The organism is Nocardiopsis listeri NBRC 13360 (genome assembly GCF_001570765.1).
GTDB lineage: Bacteria > Actinomycetota > Actinomycetes > Streptosporangiales > Streptosporangiaceae > Nocardiopsis > Nocardiopsis listeri.
The window spans coordinates 1-20,991 of sequence record NZ_BCSH01000088.1 but is presented as its reverse complement, the minus strand read 5'-3'; the positions used below and the strand labels follow the sequence as shown (position 1 = coordinate 20,991).

Below are 20,991 nucleotides of genomic sequence, written 5' to 3'. Positions count from 1 at the left end.
ACATCCCACCCAGGGGTGTGGAACGGCCTGTGGCCCCATGCACAACACCTTCTCTACTACTCGTTCTCTCGAAAGGACCCCACATGCGTAAGTGGGCCAGCACCTCCGCGAAGACAGTGCTCATGGCCGCGGGCTTCGTCGCCCTGGGCAGCGGCGTGGCGCTCGCCGACAGCGACGCGGCCACCAGCGGCAACGGTTCGCTGCTGGGCGGCAACCAGGCGGTCGTCAACGGCGACGTCCCCGTCAACGTGACCGGCAACGCCATCGGCGCGGTCGCCGGTGTCGCGGGTGCCTCCAGCACCGGTTCCGACGCCAAGGTGATCGACCACCAGCACAACGAGGTGCACACCTCGGGCAACGGTTCGCTGCTGGGCGGCAACCAGCTCGTGGTCGACGGCGACGTCCCGGTGAACGTCACGGGCAACGCGATCAGCGCGGTCGGCGGCGTCGCGGGTGCCTCCAGCACCGGCAGTGACTCCAAGGTCCTGCACGAGGCGGGCCACGGCCACGGCCACGGCGGCGAGGACGTCGCGACCTCCGGCAACGGCTCCCTGCTCGGCGGCAACCAGCTGGTCGGCGACCTCGACGTTCCGGTGAACGTGTCCGGCAACGCGATCGGTGCCGTGGGCGGCGTCGCGGGCGCGGCGGCCACCGACGCCGACGCGATCGTGCGCGACCACCAGAGCGCGCCGGTCGAGCACCAGGCCGGCCGGTTCACCGCCACCGACCTGCTCGACGAGGCCGTCGGGAACGCCCGGCTCCTGCCGGACACCTCCGGAGTGGACGCCGGTGTGCTGCGTCAGTCGGCCCCGGTCCGTGAGCACCAGTCGATCGCGACCTCCGGCAACGGCTCCGCGCTGGGCGGCAACCAGCTCGTCGCGGACCTGGACGTTCCCGTGAACGCCGCGGGCAACGCGGTCGGTGCCGTGGGCGGCGTGGCCGGCGCGGCCACCACCGACAGCGACGCCGTGGTCAAGGACGTCGAGCAGGACGTCGCGACCTCCGGCAACGGTTCGCTGGCCGGCGGGAACCAGCTCGTCGCCGACGCGGACATCCCCGTCAACGTCGCGGGCAACGCCGTGGGCGCCGTGGCCGGTATCGCCGGTGCGAGCGCCACCGACGCCGACTCCAAGGTGGTGCACCAGAGCGCCGAGACCGAGGCCCAGGCCTCCGCGCTGGACAGCGTGCCCGGGGTCGACCAGCTGCCCGAGATCCCCGTCTCCGAGATGCTGCCGGTCGACTACAGCGTGAGCGAGACCGAGGGCCAGGCCGCGGCGGAGCAGGCTCCGGCCGAGCTGCCCGAGGCCACCGACGTGCCCAAGGTCGACCCGGTGGGCGGCCTGCTGGGTGCCGCGGGCGTCGGCCTGTAGGACCTGAGCGGGTCCGTCGACGGACCCGCGCGGGGGTGTGACCCGGACATCGGACACCCGTCCGGCAGAGGGAGTGCGTCCCACCGTTCCGTTTGGAACGCGGTGGACTGCGGTGGACACGCTCATCCCGATGTGGACGGCGGACGATGGCCGGGGAACACCGTTCCCGCGAGCGGCGTACACGCGCCGCGCACGACGAGTCGGAGGAAGTCGCCTCCGCGCCCCCGTTCCGTTTGGAACGCGGTGGACTGCGGGGGAGCGGAGGTGGCGACCACCGGTTCGAGAACACGAGTCGAGTCCTCCCGGGAATATCCGGGAGGACTCGTCGCATTTTGAGGGCAGAACACCCCGGAGTCGAAAAGTGTGATGTAAGTCACTGCATTGGGGTGTTCGGGGTGCTCGCCAGAGCCACCGAGAGGTCGGGGGAGAGGGTTGCCACGGTCGCAAATACACGTTACGGGCCGGTACCGGTCCGATGAGCGCTTATTCTGCGGGTGCCGGTGGGTGTGGGGCCGTGTGACCGACGACGAGGCGAACTCGGGTGCGGTCGCCCCGGTCCGCTCACCGACGGGGGAGCGCCTGTAGTTCGGTTACTGTCGGTTCCCACAGGAGCCGAAGGACCACGGCCGAGAGAAAACGTAAGGCTAGACGTAGGGGAAACAGCGTGCCAGCCACGAAGGGCAGCGCCGGCAAGAACGGCTCGAAGGACAACGGAAGCCAGGGGACGGGGACCACTCTGGTCATCGTCGAGTCACCGGCCAAGGCCAAGACCATCGCCGGTTACCTGGGGCGCGGCTACGTCGTGGAGTCCAGCATCGGGCACATCCGTGACATGCCGGCCAAGGCCGCGGAGATCCCCGCCAAGTACAAGGGGGAGTCCTGGGCGCGGCTCGGTGTCGACGTCGACGGCGAGTTCGAACCGCTCTACGTCGTCAACACCGACAAGAAGGCCCACGTCAAGAAGCTCAAGGAGTTGCTGGCCGAGGCCGACGTACTCCTGCTCGCCACTGATGAGGACCGCGAGGGCGAGGCCATCGCCTGGCACTTGCGCGAGGAACTCAAGCCCAAGATCCCCGTCCGACGGATGGTCTTCAACGAGATCACCAAGGACGCCATCCAGCACGCGGCGAACAACACGCGCGAGCTCAACACCCGTCTGGTCAGCGCACAGGAGACGCGCCGCATCCTGGACCGTCTCTACGGCTACGAGGTCTCACCCGTGCTGTGGAAGAAGGTCATGCCCAAGCTTTCGGCGGGCCGGGTGCAGTCCGTCGCCACCCGACTGGTGGTCGAGCGCGAACGCGAGCGGATGGCCTTCACCTCCGCCGAGTACTGGGACATCAAGGCGGTCTTCGACGCCGCCGGAGCGGCCGCCGACGCCCCCGCCAGCTTCCCCGCCACGCTTTTGTCGGTCGACGGAAAGCGCGTGGCCGCCGGTCGCGACTTCACCCCCCAGGGTGCGATCCGTTCCGACCGCGACGTGCGCCACCTCGACGAGGCCGCCGCCCGTGGCCTGGCCGAACGTCTCTCCGGAACCGGCTTCGCGGTCTCCTCGGTGGAGCGCAAGCCCTACCGTCGCTCTCCGTACGCGCCGTTCCGCACCACCACCCTCCAGCAGGAGGCCTCCCGCAAGCTCAACCTGTCCGCGAAGCAGACCATGCAGGTCGCCCAGCGGCTGTACGAGCACGGGCACATCACCTACATGCGTACCGACAGCACCACGCTGTCGGACAGTGCGGTCAAGGCCGCCCGTGACCAGGCACGACGTCTCTACGGCGGCGACCACCTGCCGGACAAGCCACGTGTGTACGCCAAGAAGGTCAAGAACGCCCAGGAGGCCCACGAGGCCATCCGTCCGGCGGGCGAAAGCTTCCGCGTCCCCTCCGAGACCGGCCTGTCCGGCCCCGAGTTCCGCCTCTACGAGCTCATCTGGAAGCGCACCGTCGCCTCTCAGATGAAGGACGCCGTCGGTGAGTCCGTCACCGTCCGTATCGAGGGCACCTCCTCCGACGGTGAGGTCGCCGAGTTCAGCGCGAGCGGCAAGGTCATCACCTTCCACGGGTTCCTCAAGGCCTACGTCGAGGGTTCCGACGACCCGGCCGCCGACCTGGACGACCGTGAGCGCCGCCTGCCCGCACTGAGCGAGGAGGACCCGGTCAAGGCGCAGAGCCTGGAGGCCGAGGGGCACAGCACCCGGCCGCCGGCGCGCTACACCGAGGCCACCCTGGTCAAGGAGTTGGAGGAGCGGGAGATCGGTCGCCCCTCCACCTACGCGGCCATCATCGGCACCATCCAGGACCGCGGCTACGTGTTCAAGAAGGGCACGGCGTTGGTGCCGTCCTTCCTTGCCTTCGCCGTGATGCAGTTGTTGGAACGCCACTTCGGGAACCTGGTGGACTACGAGTTCACCGCGCGCCTGGAGGACGTCCTCGACGACATCGCCCGGGGCGAGACCGAGAGCCTGCCATGGCTGCGGCGCTTCTACTTCGGTGGACAGACCCCCGAGGGGGGGCAGGAGACGGGTCTCAAGGACCTGGTGGTCGGTGACCACCTGTCCGAGATCGACCCCAAGGAGGTCAGCTCGCTGCCCCTGCCCGGTACCGACATCGTGCTCCGGGTCGGTCGATTCGGCCCCTACCTGGACCGTGACGGCACCAGGGTGAACGTGCCCGAGGACCTGGCGCCGGACGAGCTCACCCCGGCCAAGGCCGAGGAGCTGTTCGCCCAGCCCAGTGGTGACCGTGAGCTCGGGGTCGATCCCGAGACCGGGCGCACCATCCTCGCCAGGTCCGGTCGGTACGGCCCCTACGTGACCGAGGTCATCCCGGAGCCGGAGGAGGCCGAGGGCGAGAACAAGCCCAAGAGCAAGGCCAAGGCGAAGGTCAAGCCGCGCACCGGTTCGCTGCTCAAGAGCATGGACCTGGACACGGTCACCCTGGAGGACGCGCTCCGTCTGCTGTCCCTGCCCCGTGTGGTGGGGCAACTCGACGGTGAGGACGTCACCGCGCAGAACGGTCGGTTCGGTCCGTACCTGAAGAAGGGCACCGACAGCCGCTCCCTCGAGAACGAGGAGCAGATGTTCACCCTCACCCTCGAAGAGGCCAAGGCGATCTTCGCGCAGCCCAAGCAGCGTGGCCGTCGTGCCGCCGCTCCGCCGCTGCGCGAGCTCGGTGAGGATCCGGAGAGCGGCGCCAAGATGGTGATCAAGGACGGTCGCTTCGGTCCCTACGTCACCGACGGGGAGGTCAACGCCTCCCTGCGCAAGGACGACGAGGTCGCCTCGATCACCGACGAGCGCGCAGCCGAACTACTGGCCGAGCGTCGGGCCAAGGCCCCGGCCAAGAAGGCGCCCGCCAAGAAGAAGGCCCCGGCCAAGAAGACGACCGCGAAGAAGACGACCGCGAAGAAGTCGACCACGACCACCACCAAGAAGGCGACGACGCGCAAGCCCGCCGCCAAGAAGACCGGCGAGCCGAAGACCACCACGACGGAGTGACGTCCTGTGCGTCCTGGCGACCGCCCACCCGGGTGTCTCTCCATCTCTCGTGAGAGAAGTTCGGATGGGCGGTTTCCGCTGTTTCGTAACGGATACGGGACCTCATCCCCTGTCGGGGAATGATCTTCCGTACTACCCTGAGTCAGGCTGATGAGGGCGCGGAATCGTGTGTGAGCCCCGGAGGCATCCCCGAATCCCGGACAGGCGATGGACGCCTGTCAGTACCGATCCCCCTCATCGATAATCTTGAGCGCTATGAGCAGATCTGCACCCCTGGGAGCGCCGGCCGAGGCGCAGAACGTCCTCGCGATCACACCCTTCCGAAGGCTGTGGGTCTCACTTTCCCTTTCCAGTCTGGGTGACTGGCTGAGCCTCCTGGCACTGGTGTCCCTCGCGGCCATCTTCACCGCCGACGGCTCCACACTCGTTCAGTACCTCGCCATCGCCGGGGTCGTCGCCATCAAGCTGGCCCCCGCGGTCCTGCTCAGCCCCCTGGCGGGGCTCGTGGCCGACCGTCTCGACCGTCGATGGACGATGGTCGGCGGCGACGTCCTGCGTGGCCTTCTGTACGTTTCCATCCCGATCATGGGCCTGTCGGTCCCCGGGTTCGCGTTGCAGTGGCTGCTGATCGCGGGGTTGCTGGCGGAGGTCGTGGCCCTGTTCTGGACCCCCGCGCGGGACGCCACCATCGCCGTTCTCGTCCCCAAACGCATGCTGGGCCAGGCCGGCCGCCTGACCCTGTTGGCCACCTACGGCGCCGCGCCCGTCGCTGCCCTGCTCTTCGCGGTCCTGGCCTCGGTGGGCAATCTGCTGGGCGCACTGGTGCCGTCCATGGCCGACCCCGCCGCGGACGTCGCCCTCTACATCAACGCCCTCACCTTCTTCGTCGCCGCCGGAGTGGTGGCCGGGCTGCCGCTGCCCAAGCACACCGTGTCCAAGACGTCGCTGAGCCCCAACCGGGACGCGGCGCTGATGAGTTCGCTCGGCAACGGGTCTCAGGCGGTGGGCACCGGTCCGCTCATCCGGGGCGTACTCTTCGGGCTCGCCGTCACCGCCGCCGCGGGTGGTCTGGTCATCGGCCTGGGCCGGCCGCACGTGGAGAACCTCGGAGCGGGCAACGCCGGCTTCGGTGTCCTCGTGGCCGCGCTCTTCCTCGGTCTGGGCCTGGGCGTGGTATCCGCGCCGCGCGTGCTCAAGCAGTTCAGCCGCCGCCGCTTCCTTGGACTGTCCGTGGCGCTGGCCGCCCTGGCACTGCTCATCGCCGGCGCCGTCACCGACATGGTCCTGTCGGCCGTCCTCGCGTTCGTGCTCGGCCTGGGCGCGGGTCTGGCCTGGGCCACCGGCACCTGGCTGATCAACGTGGAGGTCGAGGAGGACCGACGGGAGAGCGCGTTCGCCCTGCTCCACGCCACCGGGCGGGTCGCGCTGCTCGCCGCCGCCGTCCTGGCCCCGATCGCCGCGGGATTCGCCGGGGACCACGAACTCCCGCTCGGTGGGCCCCTCACCTACTCCCTGTACGGCAGTGGACTGGTCCTGCTCGTGGGTGGTCTCATCGCCCTCGCGCTCGGCTTCGTCACCTACCACCAGGCCAACGCCGAGGACCCCGAGGCGGGCCCGGGCCTGATCCCGGAACTGTTCGCCGCCCTGCGCGGGGTCGGCCCGCGTACCGAGGAGGCCGAGGAGGCCTCCGTCGCGGGGGCCTTCATCGTCCTGGAGGGCGGAGAGGGCGCGGGCAAGTCCACCCAGGTCCGTGATCTGACCGTGTGGCTGCGCGACCAGGGATTCGAGGTGGTGGGCACCCGTCAGCCGGGCGCCACCAAACTGGGCATGCGGCTGCGCGGCCTCCTGCTGGACCGTGAGAACTCGCACATCACCGATCGTGCCGAGGTGCTCCTGTACGCGGCGGACAAGGCCGATCACGTGCAGCAGGAGATCCTGCCGGCTCTGCGCCGCGGCGCCGTGGTGATCAGCGACCGTTACGTCGACTCGCTGCTGGCCTACCAGGGAGCCGGGCGCGACCTGGCGGTCTCCGAGATCCAGGAGATCAGCGACTGGGCCACCCAGGGGCTGGTGCCGACCCTGACGGTGCTGTTGGACGTGCGTCCCCAGGAGGGACTCGCGCGGCTGGGCGGCCCCGCCGACCGGATCGAGTCGGAGTCGGCCGAGTTCCACGAGCGTGTCCGCAAGGGCTTCCGTGCCTTGGCCGAAGCCGACCCGGATCGCTACCTGGTCCTGGACGCGAGCGAGACCCGGGAACGGATCGCCCGTGAGATCCAGCGTCGGGTGCGCCCGTTGTTGCCCGACCCCATCGACGCCGAATCCGAGGCCGTCACCGGCATGATCCCGGTGATCCGACCGGAGTAGCGCCTGCGACGGAGGGCTTCACGAGGAGGGGTCTCCCACCGGATCCGGTGGGAGACCCCTCCGTTCTTCCCCGAGGGTGCGGCCGTGTCCCGGACAGGGGTCAGTCGACCGAGACCTCTTCGGTGGTCAGCAGGGCCTGGAAGGTGATCGGACCGACCTCACCGTCGGCGTCGATCTCCGCCCCGGTCTGGAAGTCGACCACCGCCGAACGCGTGGCCCCACCGAACAGGCCGTCCATGTCCAGGTCGTAGCCGTGGCCGGAGACCAGCGCGTACTGCACGGCCTTCACCCGGTTGCCCTCCGCACCCTGGCGGACGATGCCCAGGTCCTCGGTCAGGGCCTCCCAGGTCGGCTCGTCGACGATCCCGTTCGCGTCGAGGTCCTTGTCCCCCTGGTAGTCCGTCACGGCCTCGGTCAGCCGCTCGTCGAACACCTCCGTGGCCTCGGTGACGTCGAGGTAGCCGTACTCCACCAGCAGGAACTTGACGACCGCGACCTCCCAGGTCTCCTGGCCCTCCTCCAGCTCGGGCCACGCGGCGGCCTCGATCGCGGCGACCACCTCGGGCGGCGTGTTCGGTCCGTCCGCCAGAGCGGCCGGTGCCCCCGCGAGGCCGAACCCGGCGACCATGGCGCCCGACGCGAACAGCAGGGTGATCCCTCGTGCCTTCGACATCTGTTCTCCTTCTGTGGTTCGGGCGGCGCCCCCGTCGCGGCCGCCCTCTACATGAAGAGATCCCTCGCCCCCGACCGAAGTTCACCCCGACACCCCTTCTGACCTGGTCCGGCCCCGATGACAACCTGATGGGAAGGGTCGCGTCGGGTCCCCTGGAGGGGTGCGGCTCCCCCTCGCATCCGGGAGAGAGGGCCTGCGGAAAACGGTCCGGGCGTCGGTGCCGGCTCCTATCCTGGAGACCGGATCAGTGAGTCGTGGATAGGGGAAGCGCGTGACGGTCTTCGACGACCTCGTCGGCCAACAGGTGGCCGCCGACCAACTGGGGCGCGCGGTCCAGGGCGCCGCGGACCTCCTCGCCGGGGGGCGGGGCGCCGGTATGACCCACGCGTGGCTGTTCACCGGTCCGCCCGGCTCGGGCCGTGAGGAGGCCGCGCGTGCCTTCGCCGCGGCACTGCAATGTCGGGAGGGTGGCTGCGGACACTGCGACTCCTGCCACCAGGTCCTGACCGGCACCCACCCGGACGTGCTCTACGTACGCCCCAGCGGGCTCAGCTTCGGTGTGTCGGCCACCCGTGACCTGGTGCTGCGGGCCGGATCCAAGCCCTCGGGCGGCAACTTCCGGATCGTGCTCTTCGAGGACGCCGACCGTGCCACCGAGGCCGCGTCCAACGCCCTGCTCAAGGCGGTGGAGGAGCCTTCGCCACGAACGGTGTGGCTGTTGTGCACCCCAACCCCGGACGACCTGCTCATCACGATCCGATCCCGCTGCCGTCTGGTCACCCTGGCCACCCCCGGCACCAGGCAGATCGTCGACTCCCTGGTGCGGCGCGACGGGGTGGACGCCGTGACCGCCGAGGCCGCGGCCCGGGCCGCCGCGGGCCGCGTGGACCGGGCCCGGCAACTGGCCACGGAGCCCGAGGCACGTCGCCGCCGGGAGGAGGTCCTGTCCATCCCGGTCGGGCTGACCGGCCTGGGTGCCTGCGTCACGGCCGCCGCCCGGCTGTACGAGATCGCCGAGGAGGAGTCCAAGGCGCTCACCACGGCGTTGAACGAGAAGGAGAAGGGCGAACTCAAGGCCGCCTTCGGTGAGGGTTCCACCGGAAAGGGCGTGGCCAAGGCCATCCGCGGCGCCGCGGGGGCGCTCAAGGACCTGGATGAGCGGCAGAAGCGCCGGGCCACCCGGATCAAGCGCGACTCCTACGACCGTGCCCTGCTGGACCTGGCCGCCTTCTACCGGGACGTCCTCGCGATCCAACTGGGCGCGAACGTGGAACTGTCCACAGCGGAACGCTCCGGCGACCTGGAACGGATCGCCCGTTCCGGACCACCAGAGGCGACCCTGCGCCGGATCGACGCGATCATGGCGTGCCGGGAGCGGATCGCCACGAACGTGCACCCGCAGATCGCCATGGAGGCCATGACCTCCGCCCTGCTGGCGGGCTGAGGGCCGGACGAACGAGAACCGGTCGGTGCCCGTGGTGAGGCCCGGACCGAGCACGCGGTCGGGACCGCGACAATCGGGACGCGACGTGTTGGACGAGTGGAGGCGGATTCGGGTGGGGCTGAGGGCGCGGGTAGGGGCGACGCTGCTCGGAGCGATGGTGCTGGTCGCCGGCTGTACCTCCGGTGACGGTGGGTCCGACGGGGACGGCGCGGTCACGGGTTCCGTCGACTTCGCCGAGCAGGAACTCGACTGGCAGGGGTGCGACAGCGGTCTGCCCGAGAGCGAGTGCGCGGTCTTCGAGGTTCCGCTGGACTACGAGGAACCGGAGGGGGAACGCATCGAGATCGCGGTCAAGCGTGTACCCGCCACCGGAGACGAGGTGTTGGGCTCCCTGGTGGTCAACCCTGGCGGTCCGGGCGGTTCCGGCCACGACTTCGTGGACCACAGCCCCTACACCCTCAGCCAGACGGTGCGTCGACAGTTCGACGTGGTCGGCTTCGACCCCAGGGGCGTGGGCCGCAGCACCCCTTTGACCTGTCTGGAGGCCGAGGAGATCGACGAGTTCCTCGGTACCGACTACGGGACGGGACCGGGCGCCGACGACATGGCCGACCTCAGCCCCCAGGGACTGGCCCAGATCGAGGAGGGCAGCCGCGAGTTCGTCGAGGCCTGTGAGGAGAGCGCGCCCGACCTGATGCGCAACGTCGGCACCGCCGACGTCGCACGTGACATGGACCTGCTGCGCGGGCTCCTGGGAGACGAGAAGCTCACCTACCTCGGAGCCTCCTACGGCACCCACATCGGCGCTCAGTACGCCGAACAGTTCCCCGAGAACGTGCGCGCGCTCGTCCTGGACGGCGCGGTCGATCCGGCCCAGGACCAGCTGAGTGTGAGCGTCCAGCAGGCCGGCGGTTTCGAGACGGCGCTGCACGCCTTCGTCGGGGACTGCCTGGACCAACAGGACTGCCCGCTCGGTGATTCGGGCGACGGCGTCGATCAGGGGATCGAGGCACTGGAGGCGTTCTTGGACGAGGCCGCGACACAGCCGTTGGAGACCACCACCGATGATGGCCGCGAGGTCAACCGGGCCCGTGCCGAACTGGGGGTGCTGGCCGCCCTGTACACCGAGAACTGGTGGCCACGGGTGCGTGAGGCGCTCACCGACGCCATGGAGGGCGGCGACGGCACGGGGCTGCTGTTGCTGGGAGACGACCTGTACAGCCGGGGCGACCTGGACGAGTACGAGAACTCCACCGCCGCGCTCACCGCGGTGAACTGCTCCGACTCTCCGGCCCCGCGCGAGGTGGAGGCCTACGCCGAGGCCGCCGCCATGGCGGGGGAGGAATCCCCGGTCTTCGGTCCGATGTTGGCCTGGGGCGCTCTGCCATGCGCGTTCTGGCCCGAGGACGCGGTGGCCGAAACACCGGACCTGACCGGTGCGGGGGCCGACCCGATCATGGTGGTGGGCACCACCCGCGACTCCGCCACCCCCTACGCTTGGTCCGAGTCGCTGGCCGACCAGCTGGAGTCGGCCTTCCTGGTCACCCGGGACGGCGACGGCCACACCGGTTACAGGATGGGTGACGAGTGCGTCGACCAGGTCGTGGACGACTACCTGCTGGAGTTGGCGGTGCCCGAGGACGGGATGGCCTGCGCCCCGAACCTCGCCGGCTGACCGGGACGACCCGGGGTCGCGGGCCGGCTCCGGGTGTACGCCTCACTCACGGGAGGCGTTAGACTGGTTTCTGCTTCGGCACGTACGAAATACGTGCCGGTGTGCCGCCTTAGCTCAGTCGGTAGAGCGATTCACTCGTAATGAATAGGTCATCGGTTCGATTCCGATAGGCGGCTCCACCAGAACGCCGCCCCGGTCACGGGGCGGCGTTCTTTTTTCGGCGTCGCGGGGCGGTGGGCGGGGTGAAAGCGACGCTACGGTACGAAGCGCAGCATTCCCCTTGAAGCCCCAGGAGCCGACGCATGCACTCGGTACGCGTGTCGAAGACCGACCCCAACGCCTACCCCTCATTGGCAGCGGCGATGACGGCTTTTCGGGTCCGGAACCTGACGGAGGGCCTCTACCTCCACGTGGAGCCCGGCGTCTACGAAGAGAGACAACCGCTCTCCTACCCCGGTCCGCTGATGATCGTGCCCACCCATGGTCCGGAGACCGTTGTGCTCGCCGTGGACGGGAATTGCGCGGTGATCGAAACCGAACACTCCCTTGAGCTCTACGGGATCAGGACCCATGCCATCAGCGCGGTTCGTCCTCCGATCAAGGTGGAGGCCGGTGGCCGACTCAAGGCGGTCGACTGCCGGTTCGAGGGCTACTCCCCGATGCTTTTGCAGGGGAAGGGCGAAAGCGAGTTCGTCGACTGTCGGTTCGTGGGCACCGGGCTGGAATGGCGTGGGGGCACCGGCCGGATGCACCGTTGCGTCTTCCACCAGGCGGGCCTGTCCCTGGCGGAAGGGGCCGCGGTGGTGGCCGAGGCACTCCGGTTCTCGGGCTTCGAGGGCGGGGACGCGGGCGCCCCGACCCTGGAGTTCTCCTGGTCCCGCGCGAAGATCACCGACTGCGTGATCACGGACGGAGGATTCAACGGGACGGCCCCCGTTGACTACGTCGTACGTATCACCAACGGGTCCGTGGTCCACTTCACGGATCTCTCCATCGAGGAGGCCGAGAACAAGGCGATCGGAATCCTGGGCGCGACCACGCGCGTTGACTTCACACGCTTGAGCGTGGCGGGCGGCTTCGGAGGGGCGTACACGGTCTACGTCCAAGATTCCGAGCGGGTGGGTTTCACCGACAGCCGGATCGCCCATCCCAAGGGCTCCGGAATGAAGACGTGGAAGGCCGACCTTGTCGTCGATGGTCTGACCGTGGAGGAGACGAAGTACACCAACCTCATGGTGGAAGACGGTTCCCTGGAGGGACGAGGGCTCACACTGAGGCATGGGCGGAGCGACCTGCTCAACATGATCCGTTCCCGGGGACGTCTGAGCGAGGTGGAGCTGAGCGACCACCACCCCGCCCTGGTGAGGCAGAGCGACGGGTTGGACTACCTGGAGTTCGGTGCGGTGCATGTGAGGGAAGGGGAGCTCGAACTGGAGAACGTTCGGGCCTTCGACCTCGACGGATGGCTGCTCAGCGTGCAGGGCGGTGACGCCGTGCTGTCCTCGGTGATCGGGGAACGTCTCACTATGACGGCGGTGGTCGTCCAGAGCGGCAGAGCACGGTTGAACGATGTGCGCTCCACCCAGGGGGCCAAGCTCCAGTTGAGTGTGAACTCCGCCGGGTTCTTGGAGGTGTCGAACAGCCACTTCGAGGGGTCCGAGTACGGCCTGGCTCTGGCACACGGTGGTGGTCTCACCCTGCGCTCGACGGTGTTGACCGGTGCCTGTCGAGAGGGAGTGCTCGTGGAGGGGGCCGGATCGGTCCTGCTGGAGGACTCCGAGATCCGCGACTGTGGAGGTGTGGGGGTCGACGTGCGGGACGAAGCCGGAAAGGTACGCCTCGTGCGCTCGACGATCGCGGGGACCGGCGGTGCCGGGGTCTGGGGGCACGATGCCGCGATCTACGAGTTCGAGGACTCCGTGTTCCGGGACAACGATCTGAACCGGGTGACGGACCCTGCCCCGGAGCCCGACCCGGAACCGGACTCATCGGCCACGGGTTGACTCTCGGTCGGAGCTGCGAGGACGGGCCGGAACCGGCCAGACCGGATCGCACCCTCCACGGGGTCGGTGCCCTTGTGAACGCTAGGGTGCGTAGCGCGCACACAGCCCCTCACCTCCGGAGCAGCCGCATGCACATGGTCCGCGTGTCCCAGAGCGATCCCGGCGCCTTCCGTTCCCTGGGAGCCGCCGTCCGAGCCCCCTTGTACGCGAACGCGGACCTGTACCTGCACGTCGAACCGGGGCATTACGTCGAGGACCAGATCATCTTGGTCACGCGGAAGATCCTGGTGGTGCCCACCCATGGGCCGGGGACCGTGGAGATCTCACCGAGCACCGACACCAACGTCTTCCGGGTCAGGCCCAAGGGGAGGTTGGAGCTCTATGGCGTCCGGATCGAGGGGGCCGACGGTGAGTTCCCGCCGCTGTACGTGGACGAGGGCGCCCACCTCAAGACGGTGGACTGTGTGTTCCACTGCAACGTTCGATCGGGCCTGCACGGTCGTTCGCACGAGGTGGTGAACACCCGCTTCGAGGGCGCCGGGATCCACTGGACCAAGGGCGGTGGGGTCGTCCGCGACTGCGTGTTCGAGGACGCGGTTCTCAGTTTGGAGGGTGGCGCCTCGCCCACGGTGGAGCGGGTGCGTTTCCGCGGGGGCAGTGATCGCTACCACACACTGTTCGTCTCCGACAGTGCGCCCACCATCATCGAATGTGAGATTCGGGACTGCGGTGCGATCGGGTACTACTCGGTTTGGGTGGACGAGGGCGCCCGACCGAGGTTCACCGACCTGACGGTCGAAGGGGACCGCGGATGGCCGGTGCGGGTCACTGGTTCGGGAACTCACGCGAAGTTCACCCGGCTGCGCGTGATCGGTGGCGCGGAGGGCGGTGACTCGGTGTACGTGCTGGACGGCGCCGAGGTCGAGCTCGACGACGCTCGCGTCGAGAGTGCCCCGACGAACGCGGTGTGCGTGGTGGAGAGCACGCTCACCTTCGCCGACCTGGTCGTGAAGGGGGTGGAGGGCGCCGCGCTGCACGCGAAGGAGGGTCGGGTGAACGGCCGGGGTTTCCGTGCCTTCGATCTGGGCGGCAACGCGGGCAACTTCGTCAAGAGCCGGGTGAGCCTGACGGACCTGGAACTCGCCGAGCACCGGAGCGGGGTCGACGAGGGTTTGTTCGGCGTCTACGTATCCGGTGGGAGCGGTGAGTTCGAGGGGGTACACGGACGAGACCTCAAGGGGGTCTGCTTCGGTGTCCACGACGCTCATGTCTGCGTGAAGGACCTGGTCGGAGAGAGGGTCGCCGGTGGAATCCTGGCCCAGGACGGCGCCACCGTCGAGGCCCACGGCGTGGAGATCACCGCGCCGGAGGGCAACACCTTCCACGTCAGCGCCGGCGCCCGGATGGAGGTGACCGACGCCCGGATCGTCGACGGCGCGTTCGACAACGCCTACGTCGAGGGCGCTCGGCTCGTCCTGCGGTCCTCGACCCTGAGCGGAGGTCGAGGACACGGAGTTGCCGTCCTGGAAGGCGGGGTCGCCACCCTGGAGGACACCGAGATCCGGGACGGGGCCATGAGCGGGGTGAAGGTGCTGGACGCCGAGAGCCGCGCCCGGCTGGTGCGGTGTGAGGTCTCCGGCCACGAGGACAAGGGCGTGGACGCGCACGACGAGGCCGTCGTGCATTTGGAGGACACCGAACTCGCCGACAACAAGGGCGGCGACGAGGTCCGGGCCAAGGCGAAGGCCGCGGAAGGCGCCACCGTCCCCGACGCCCCCACGGGCGAGGCCGGGTCCCTGGACGAGCTGCTCGCCGAACTGGACGAGATGGTGGGCCTGGACGGCGTGAAGAAGGAGGTCCGCTCGCTGGTCGACTTCCAGCGGGTGAACGCCAAGCGCGCCGCGGCGGGTCTGCCGGCGCTCAACGTCAGCCGTCACCTGGTCTTCTCCGGCCCGCCCGGAACCGGCAAGACCACCGTGGCCCGGCTGTACGGCGAGATCCTGCGCTCCCTGGGAGCCCTGGACAACGGTCAGTTCGTCGAGGTGGGCCGCCAGGACCTGGTCGCCGAACACCTGGGTGGTACCAGCGCCAAGGTCTCCGAGGCCGTGGAGCGGGCACGCGGTGGGGTCCTGTTCGTCGACGAGGCCTACGCGCTGTCCCGGAAGTTCGGTTCGGGCAGCGACTTCGGCCAGGAGGCCATCGACACGCTCATCAAGCTGATGGAGGACCTGCGCGAGGAGGTCGTCATCGTCTTCGCCGGCTACTCCAGCGAGATGCGGACCTTCCTCGACGCCAATCCGGGGTTGCGTTCGCGCGTGGCACGGACGATCCAGTTCGAGAACTACTCTCCCGAGCAACTCACCACCATCGTCGAGACGATGGCGCCCAAGCAGGGCTACACGCTGGGGGAGGGCGTTCGTGGCCTGTTGGTCCGTCACTTCCAGGGACAGAGCCGGGACGAGACGTTCGGCAACGGGCGTGAGGCGCGGCGTCTGTTCGAGGAGATCGTCCAGGCCCAGGCCGGGAGGATTGTCGCCGGTGACGCCAGTTCCGTCGAGGACCTCGCGCTGATCGTGCCCGAGGACCTGGAAGGCGTCGTGGACACCGGCCTGTCCGCGCGGGTGGGCGGTCCTCGGGACGCCGAACAGACCCGGGAACTCATGGCCCGCCTGGAGAACATGGTGGGGCTCGCCGGGGTCAAGCGGGAGGTCGCCGACCTCATCAGCCTGATCTCCGCGAACCGACGCCGTGAGGAGGCCGGACTCGCCACCTCGATGTCCTCCCAACACCTGGTCTTCTCCGGCCCGCCCGGAACCGGCAAGACCACCGTGGCGCGGATCTACGGTCGGCTCATGGCCGCCCTGGGCGTGCTCGCCCAGGGGCAGGTGGTCGAGGCCGCCCGGGCCGATCTGGTGGGCTCCTACGTCGGCCACACGGCGCAGAAGACCAAGGACGTGTTCGAACGGGCCCGGGGCGGGGTCCTGTTCGTCGACGAGGCCTACACGTTGTCCCGGCCGGGTGGGAGCGGACACGACTTCGGTCAGGAGGCCATCGACACCCTGCTCAAGCTCATGGAGGACCACCGTGACGAGGTGGTGGTGATCGCCGCGGGCTACACCGGTGAGATGGACGGGTTCCTGGCGAGCAACCCCGGGTTGGCCTCCCGTTTCTCCCGCACCGTCGAGTTCGCTCCCTACGGTGGCGATGAGCTGTTGAGCATCTTCGTGGGGATGGCCGAAGGGGCCGACTTCCTGATCCCCGAGGAGACCCGGACGGCGCTGGCGCGGACCATGGAGCGGGAAGAGGCACGCCTGTCCGACGGCAACGGACGCGAGGTCCGCAAGCTGTTCGAGGCGAGCGTGACCCGACAGGCACGCCGGATCGAGGCCGCGGCCCTGGCCGGGGACGTGCCCGGCGTGAGCGAGCTCCAGACACTGTCGGCGGAGGACGTCGCCGGGTTCTGACCGACCCTGGCCACAAGGGGTGTGGCCGTATCGGGTTCCCTGACCCTGGGGTGGATACGGTACATAACGCAGACCCTTCGGCGCGGCGCCGCGGCCGCTACCTCCTTGGGAGTCGATGGATGATCACGGTCCGCGTCTCGAAGACGGATTCCGCCGCGAGTTCTTCCCTGGGGCAGGTGCTCAGAGACTCCCGGTACACGGGCTCGGACCTCTACCTGCGGGTGGAGCCGGGTGAGTACGTCGAGCCCCAGGCGGTCGGCGTGCTGCGGCGGGTGGTCGTGGTGCCCACCGAGGGGGCGGGCACCGTCACGATCACGGCTGCCAACGAGGCCAACGTCTTCAACGTGCACAAGGGCGGCGACCTGGAGATGTACGGGGTCGGCGTGCGTAGTTCATCGGACGAGTACCCGCCGCTGTACGTGCAGGAGGGGGCTCGGCTGCGCGCGGTCGACTGCGTCTTCACCTCACCGCGACGGGTGACCGTGTCCGGAGCGCACGCCGAGGTGATCGGCTGTCGATTCGAGGACAGCGGACTGCTGTGGGACGGCAGCGAGGGCTTCGTGCGCGACTGCTACTTCGCCGGTGCGGTGATCGCCATTCAGGGGAGGTGCTCCCCGAAGGTCGGCGGGACCATCTTCGTCGGTGCCCACGACGACTGGCACACCCTGTACGTGGCGGGTGCCTCCCCGGAGGTGACCGACTGCGCGCTGGTGGACGGCGGTGGCATCTACGTCCGGGATCGGGCCGCGCCCGAGTTCACCGACGTACAGGTCACGGGTTCGTACGACTGGCCGGTCCGGGTCTACGAGCGTTCCCGTGCCGACTTCACCCGGCTGGTGGTGGAGTCGCCGCACAAGGAGGAGACGGACGCCTTCTTCGTCCATGGCGACTCCCAGAGCACCCTCCGCGACTGCGAGATCCTCGGCTCCACCCGGACCGGGTTGGCCATCGAGGGGGGTCGACTCAACGTGTGGGGCCTCAAGGTGGAGGGGGCCGCCGCCGACGCCGTCCTCATCGACGGCGCCGAGGCCACGGTGACCGACCTGCGCTGCGATCGGGTCGGCAAGGCCGCCCTGCTGGTCGCCGACGGTGCCCGCGTGAAGGTGTCGGGGATGTCGGTGGCCGGAAGCGTCCAGGAGGGGCGTGGCGCGATCGCGGCGGTGCGTTCGCGTTTCGAGGTCGACGATCTGAGGGTGAGCCGATGGCATGGCCCGATGGCCATCGTGGTCGGTGGTACGGGGGGCTTCGAGGACATCGTCGGCCACGACGTGGGGTCGGGTATCCACAGCCGTGAGGACGCCACGATCACCGTGCGCGGCATGGTGCTGCGCGAGGCCCGTGAGGACGGCCTCAACATTCTCGACGGCACCGAGGTGCGTCTGGTCGACGCCGACCTCTCCGAATGCGGGGAGGACGGTGTCTACGCGCAGGGCGGCTACGTCACGGTCCGCTCCTCCACGTTCTCGGGCAGCGGAGAGCGTGGGGTGCGCGTGGGCGAGGGCGCCGTGGTGGCCCTGGAGGACACCGCGATCAGGGACGGCCGGGGCGACGGGCTCATGGTGGAGGACGGTGGGCGGGTACGGCTGGTGCGCTGCACCGTGTCCGGCAACGACGACGAGGGTCTGTGGGCCGCCGCCGGCGCATCGGTCTACCTGGAGGACAGTACCTTCAGTGGCAACCGTGGGGGCGACGGTGAACGTGTGGTCGCCCGGGGCACGGGTTCCTCCGGTCGTTCCGTCGGTGGGAACGGGGACGGGTCGGTGCGGGACCGCGAACGTTCGCTGGACTCGCTGCTCACCGAACTGAACGCGCTGGTCGGACAGGAGCGGGTCAAACGGCAGGTCCGGGCTCTGGTCGATCTGCAACGGGTGAGCGCAAAACGGGTCGCGGCGGGGCTGCCCGGGTTGAACGTGGGCCGCCACCTGGTGTTGGCCGGGCCGCCCGGGATCGGGAAGACGACCGTGGCCCGGCTGTACGGGCAGATCCTGAGGTCGTTGGGCGAGTCCGAACACGGACGGTTCATCGAGGTGGCCAGGCCGGACCTGGTGGCCGAATACCAGGGCGGCACCCGGGCCAGAGTGGTCGAGGCCGTGGAGCGGGCCCGCGGCGGGGTGTTGTTCGTCGACGGGGCGCACGCCCTGTTCGGGGAGGCCGGAACACCGGATGTGCACGGTCGGGAGGTGATCGACACCCTGGTCGCGTTGATGGAGGAGCCTGGCGAGGAATTCGTGCTGGTCCTGGCGGGGCACTCCGATCGGATCCGGTCCCTGCTCGATGCCTCCCCCGGACTGCGCGCGCGGGTGGCGCGGACCGTCGAGTTCGAGGACTACTCACCCGATCAACTGGCCGGGATCTTCGCGGGGGAGGCGGCTGAGCGCGGCTACAACCTGGGGGAGGGGGTGCACGACCTTCTGGTCGGGCACTTCCAACGTCGGGTCCGGGGCGTGGCCTTCGACAACGGGCGCGAGGTCCGCAGGATGCTCGGTGGCGCGGTCCAGGCCCAATCCGAGCGGATCTCCGAGGGTGGTTACACGACCGTGGACGACCTCACCCGGCTCCTGGCCGAGGACCTGGAGGGGGTGACCGACTCCGTCGCGGCCGATCCCGATCGGCGGATGGGTGGCCAGGTCACCGCGTTGATGGCCCGGCTGGACTCCCTGGTGGGCCGTGGCGAGGTCAAGGAGGCGCTGGCCCGACAACTGTCGAGCCTGCTGACGTCGCCCCGACGCGGTGGAGCGGAAGGGGAGGACCGGAGCTCGCGCCACCTGGTGTTCTCCGGCCGGACCGGGACCGGGCGTTCCACCGTGGCCGGCCTGTACGGCGAACTCCTCGCAGCCCTGGGACTGGCCGCGCGCGGACATTCGGTACGGTTGCGAGCCGACGACCTGGTGGATCGGGGGCGACCCTCCAAAGAGGCGCTGGCGGCCTTCGAACGGGCGCGAGGCGGGGTGTTGTCGGTTCTCCTGCCGGAACCGGGTGGGGCCGAGGGAGCCGGACTCGGTCGGGAGACGGCCGACGTCCTCGACGGTCTGATGCGGACCCACCACGACGACGTCGCGGTGGTCCTGACCGGCGACCCCGAGTCGGTTGCCTCCCTGATGCGGGCCGGTCCTCGCCTGACGGAGCGGTTCGCCGGGCTGGTGGAGTTCGCGCCCTACAAGACCGACGAACTGGTGGAGGTCTTCGCGGCGATGGCGGAGGAGACCGACCTGCGGTTGCCGGAACGGACCCGGGAGGCGCTGGCGGACCTGATCGGAGCGCCGACGGGCGGGTTCGTCGGACGCGGCGGGGCCGAGGTCCGCGCGCTCTTCGAGGAGTGCGTGGCGCGCCAGACGCGGCGGATCGAGGCCGCGGCCCATGGGGGCGAGTTCCCCGAGGTGGCCGAACTCCAGACCCTGCTTCCGGAGGACCTGCCGGAGGGTTGGGGGAGCGGGGATTGAAGCTCTCGGGCTCTTGGTCCAATGATTACTCCGTGTGTGTCGGCGTTGAGCCTGCCGTGTCCGAAGTGTGGGTAGGTGGGCGATATGAGTCTGATGTTCATGTTGTTTGCCCTGGTGGGCGCGGTGGTGGTTCTGGGTGTCGGATCCTACGTCCTACGAGGGGTGCTCACCCGGATGGAGACGCGCCATGCGCTTCCCGAGCCGGAACCTCCGCCGCGGGCCGGTCCGAAGGAGGTCGTGGGCGGTTACGTGCCGGCGCAGCGTGATCCCGACGAGCTGCCCGCGGGGCTGCGCGCGCGGGTGCGCAACCTGATGGTCCTGGGGCATACCGACGAGGCCCTCGATCTGGTCGCCTCGCACCTGGGCGGTGACCAGGCGCGTGCCCGCCGGATGCTGCGCCGTCTGGACGGGGACGGGCGCCCGGCGCTGGAATCCTGAGGCGGTCGTCGGAGCGGTCAGATGTCCGGTCGGCCGTGCCAACGGCCCCAGACGGCGGTGGCGACGAAGAGGACGCCGCCGAGCAGCGCGAGCCAGAACAGGCCTTCGATCAGGACGCCGACGATGGCGAGGACCAACCAGATCGCGAGCAGAGCGAGGATGAAGTACACCATGGGGCTCCCTGTGCGGTCATGTGGTCCGATGATCACCTACCCCACCGGTCGAGGACTGAAGCGCCGCCGCCGTGACCTGTGAAGACGGTGTTCCGTGGTGTCCGTTACGTCGTGTTACCCCTGTGATCGGTGTGTGCGGTCGCCGACTTCTGGGGAAGGGAGGGGCATGAGTCTGGAAGAGGCATCACGTCAGCTGGAAGCCGCGATCCATGATGCGCGAGTGGCCTTCGACTGCATCCTCCTTGAGGAGCTGGACCGCGCGCATACCAACGCCATCACCGCCAGAGCCGCGGTGGACGCGGCGGAGCAGGCCATTCGGGTGGAGTTCGAACGCCGTGAGGCCGAGAAGACCGACAAGGCCGACAAGGCCGGTTCGGGGTCCACGGAGAAGGAACCGGACTAGATGAGTAATTCCAAGAGTGGGGGGTGAGGGTGGGGGTGGCTGGTGGGG

General features: G+C 69.3%; 12 protein-coding genes and 1 tRNA gene. 11 read left to right on the top strand and 2 right to left on the bottom strand.

What is annotated here, in order from left to right; genetic code table 11:
- The first annotated feature begins 83 nt into the window (after window positions 1-83).
- The 3 genes from NLI01S_RS22535 to tmk all read left to right on the top strand — a co-directional run bounded on the left by NLI01S_RS22535 (window position 84) and on the right by tmk (window position 7,230).
- Complete coding sequence (locus tag NLI01S_RS22535; protein ID WP_067608122.1) at window positions 84-1,370, top strand: hypothetical protein; 1,287 nt, start codon at window positions 84-86, stop codon at window positions 1,368-1,370.
- A gap of 664 nt (window positions 1,371-2,034) precedes the next feature.
- On the top strand, window positions 2,035-4,866 hold the full coding sequence (gene topA, locus NLI01S_RS22530; RefSeq protein ID WP_067608119.1) for a type I DNA topoisomerase: 2,832 nt from the start codon (window positions 2,035-2,037) through the stop codon (window positions 4,864-4,866).
- A 255-nt stretch (window positions 4,867-5,121) separates the two neighbouring features.
- Complete coding sequence (gene tmk / locus NLI01S_RS22525) at window positions 5,122-7,230, top strand: dTMP kinase (RefSeq protein ID WP_067608116.1); 2,109 nt, start codon at window positions 5,122-5,124, stop codon at window positions 7,228-7,230.
- A 100-nt stretch (window positions 7,231-7,330) separates the two neighbouring features.
- On the opposite strand, the gene NLI01S_RS22520 is transcribed toward tmk, so the two are convergent.
- Window positions 7,331-7,903 carry a peptidoglycan-binding domain-containing protein gene (locus NLI01S_RS22520; RefSeq protein ID WP_067608113.1) on the bottom strand — a complete coding sequence of 191 codons (573 nt, stop codon included), beginning with the start codon at window positions 7,901-7,903 and terminating at the stop codon, window positions 7,331-7,333.
- Window positions 7,904-8,174: 271 nt separating this feature from the next.
- Between NLI01S_RS22520 and NLI01S_RS22515 the strand changes: the two genes are divergently transcribed.
- The 7 genes from NLI01S_RS22515 (at window position 8,175) to NLI01S_RS22485 (ending at window position 20,367) form a co-directional block, all read left to right on the top strand.
- Complete coding sequence (locus tag NLI01S_RS22515) at window positions 8,175-9,347, top strand: DNA polymerase III subunit delta' (RefSeq protein WP_067608109.1); 1,173 nt, start codon at window positions 8,175-8,177, stop codon at window positions 9,345-9,347.
- A 154-nt stretch (window positions 9,348-9,501) separates the two neighbouring features.
- Window positions 9,502-11,022 carry an alpha/beta hydrolase gene (locus NLI01S_RS22510; RefSeq protein ID WP_190318561.1) on the top strand — a complete coding sequence of 507 codons (1,521 nt, stop codon included), beginning with the start codon at window positions 9,502-9,504 and terminating at the stop codon, window positions 11,020-11,022.
- Window positions 11,023-11,125: 103 nt separating this feature from the next.
- Window positions 11,126-11,201 (top strand) — tRNA-Thr (locus tag NLI01S_RS22505).
- Between the two features lie 123 nt (window positions 11,202-11,324).
- The gene (locus NLI01S_RS22500; RefSeq protein WP_067608103.1) at window positions 11,325-13,025 is read left to right on the top strand and encodes a right-handed parallel beta-helix repeat-containing protein; all 1,701 of its coding nucleotides are present in this window, start codon (window positions 11,325-11,327) and stop codon (window positions 13,023-13,025) included.
- Between the two features lie 128 nt (window positions 13,026-13,153).
- Window positions 13,154-16,489, top strand: coding sequence for an AAA family ATPase (locus NLI01S_RS22495; protein ID WP_067608100.1), 3,336 nt, complete (start codon window positions 13,154-13,156; stop codon window positions 16,487-16,489).
- A 119-nt stretch (window positions 16,490-16,608) separates the two neighbouring features.
- Window positions 16,609-19,929, top strand: a complete 3,321-nt coding sequence (locus NLI01S_RS22490) for a right-handed parallel beta-helix repeat-containing protein (RefSeq protein WP_067608097.1) — start codon at window positions 16,609-16,611, stop codon at window positions 19,927-19,929.
- 84 nt (window positions 19,930-20,013) lie between these two features.
- Window positions 20,014-20,367, top strand: a complete 354-nt coding sequence (locus tag NLI01S_RS22485; protein ID WP_067608094.1) for a hypothetical protein — start codon at window positions 20,014-20,016, stop codon at window positions 20,365-20,367.
- A gap of 17 nt (window positions 20,368-20,384) precedes the next feature.
- Here the strand turns inward: NLI01S_RS22485 and NLI01S_RS26120 are convergent, their stop codons facing one another.
- Window positions 20,385-20,540 carry a hypothetical protein gene (locus tag NLI01S_RS26120; RefSeq protein ID WP_190318560.1) on the bottom strand — a complete coding sequence of 52 codons (156 nt, stop codon included), beginning with the start codon at window positions 20,538-20,540 and terminating at the stop codon, window positions 20,385-20,387.
- A gap of 166 nt (window positions 20,541-20,706) precedes the next feature.
- Between NLI01S_RS26120 and NLI01S_RS22480 the strand changes: the two genes are divergently transcribed.
- Window positions 20,707-20,943, top strand: coding sequence for a hypothetical protein (locus NLI01S_RS22480; RefSeq protein ID WP_067608091.1), 237 nt, complete (start codon window positions 20,707-20,709; stop codon window positions 20,941-20,943).
- The last annotated feature ends 48 nt before the right edge of the window (window positions 20,944-20,991 follow it).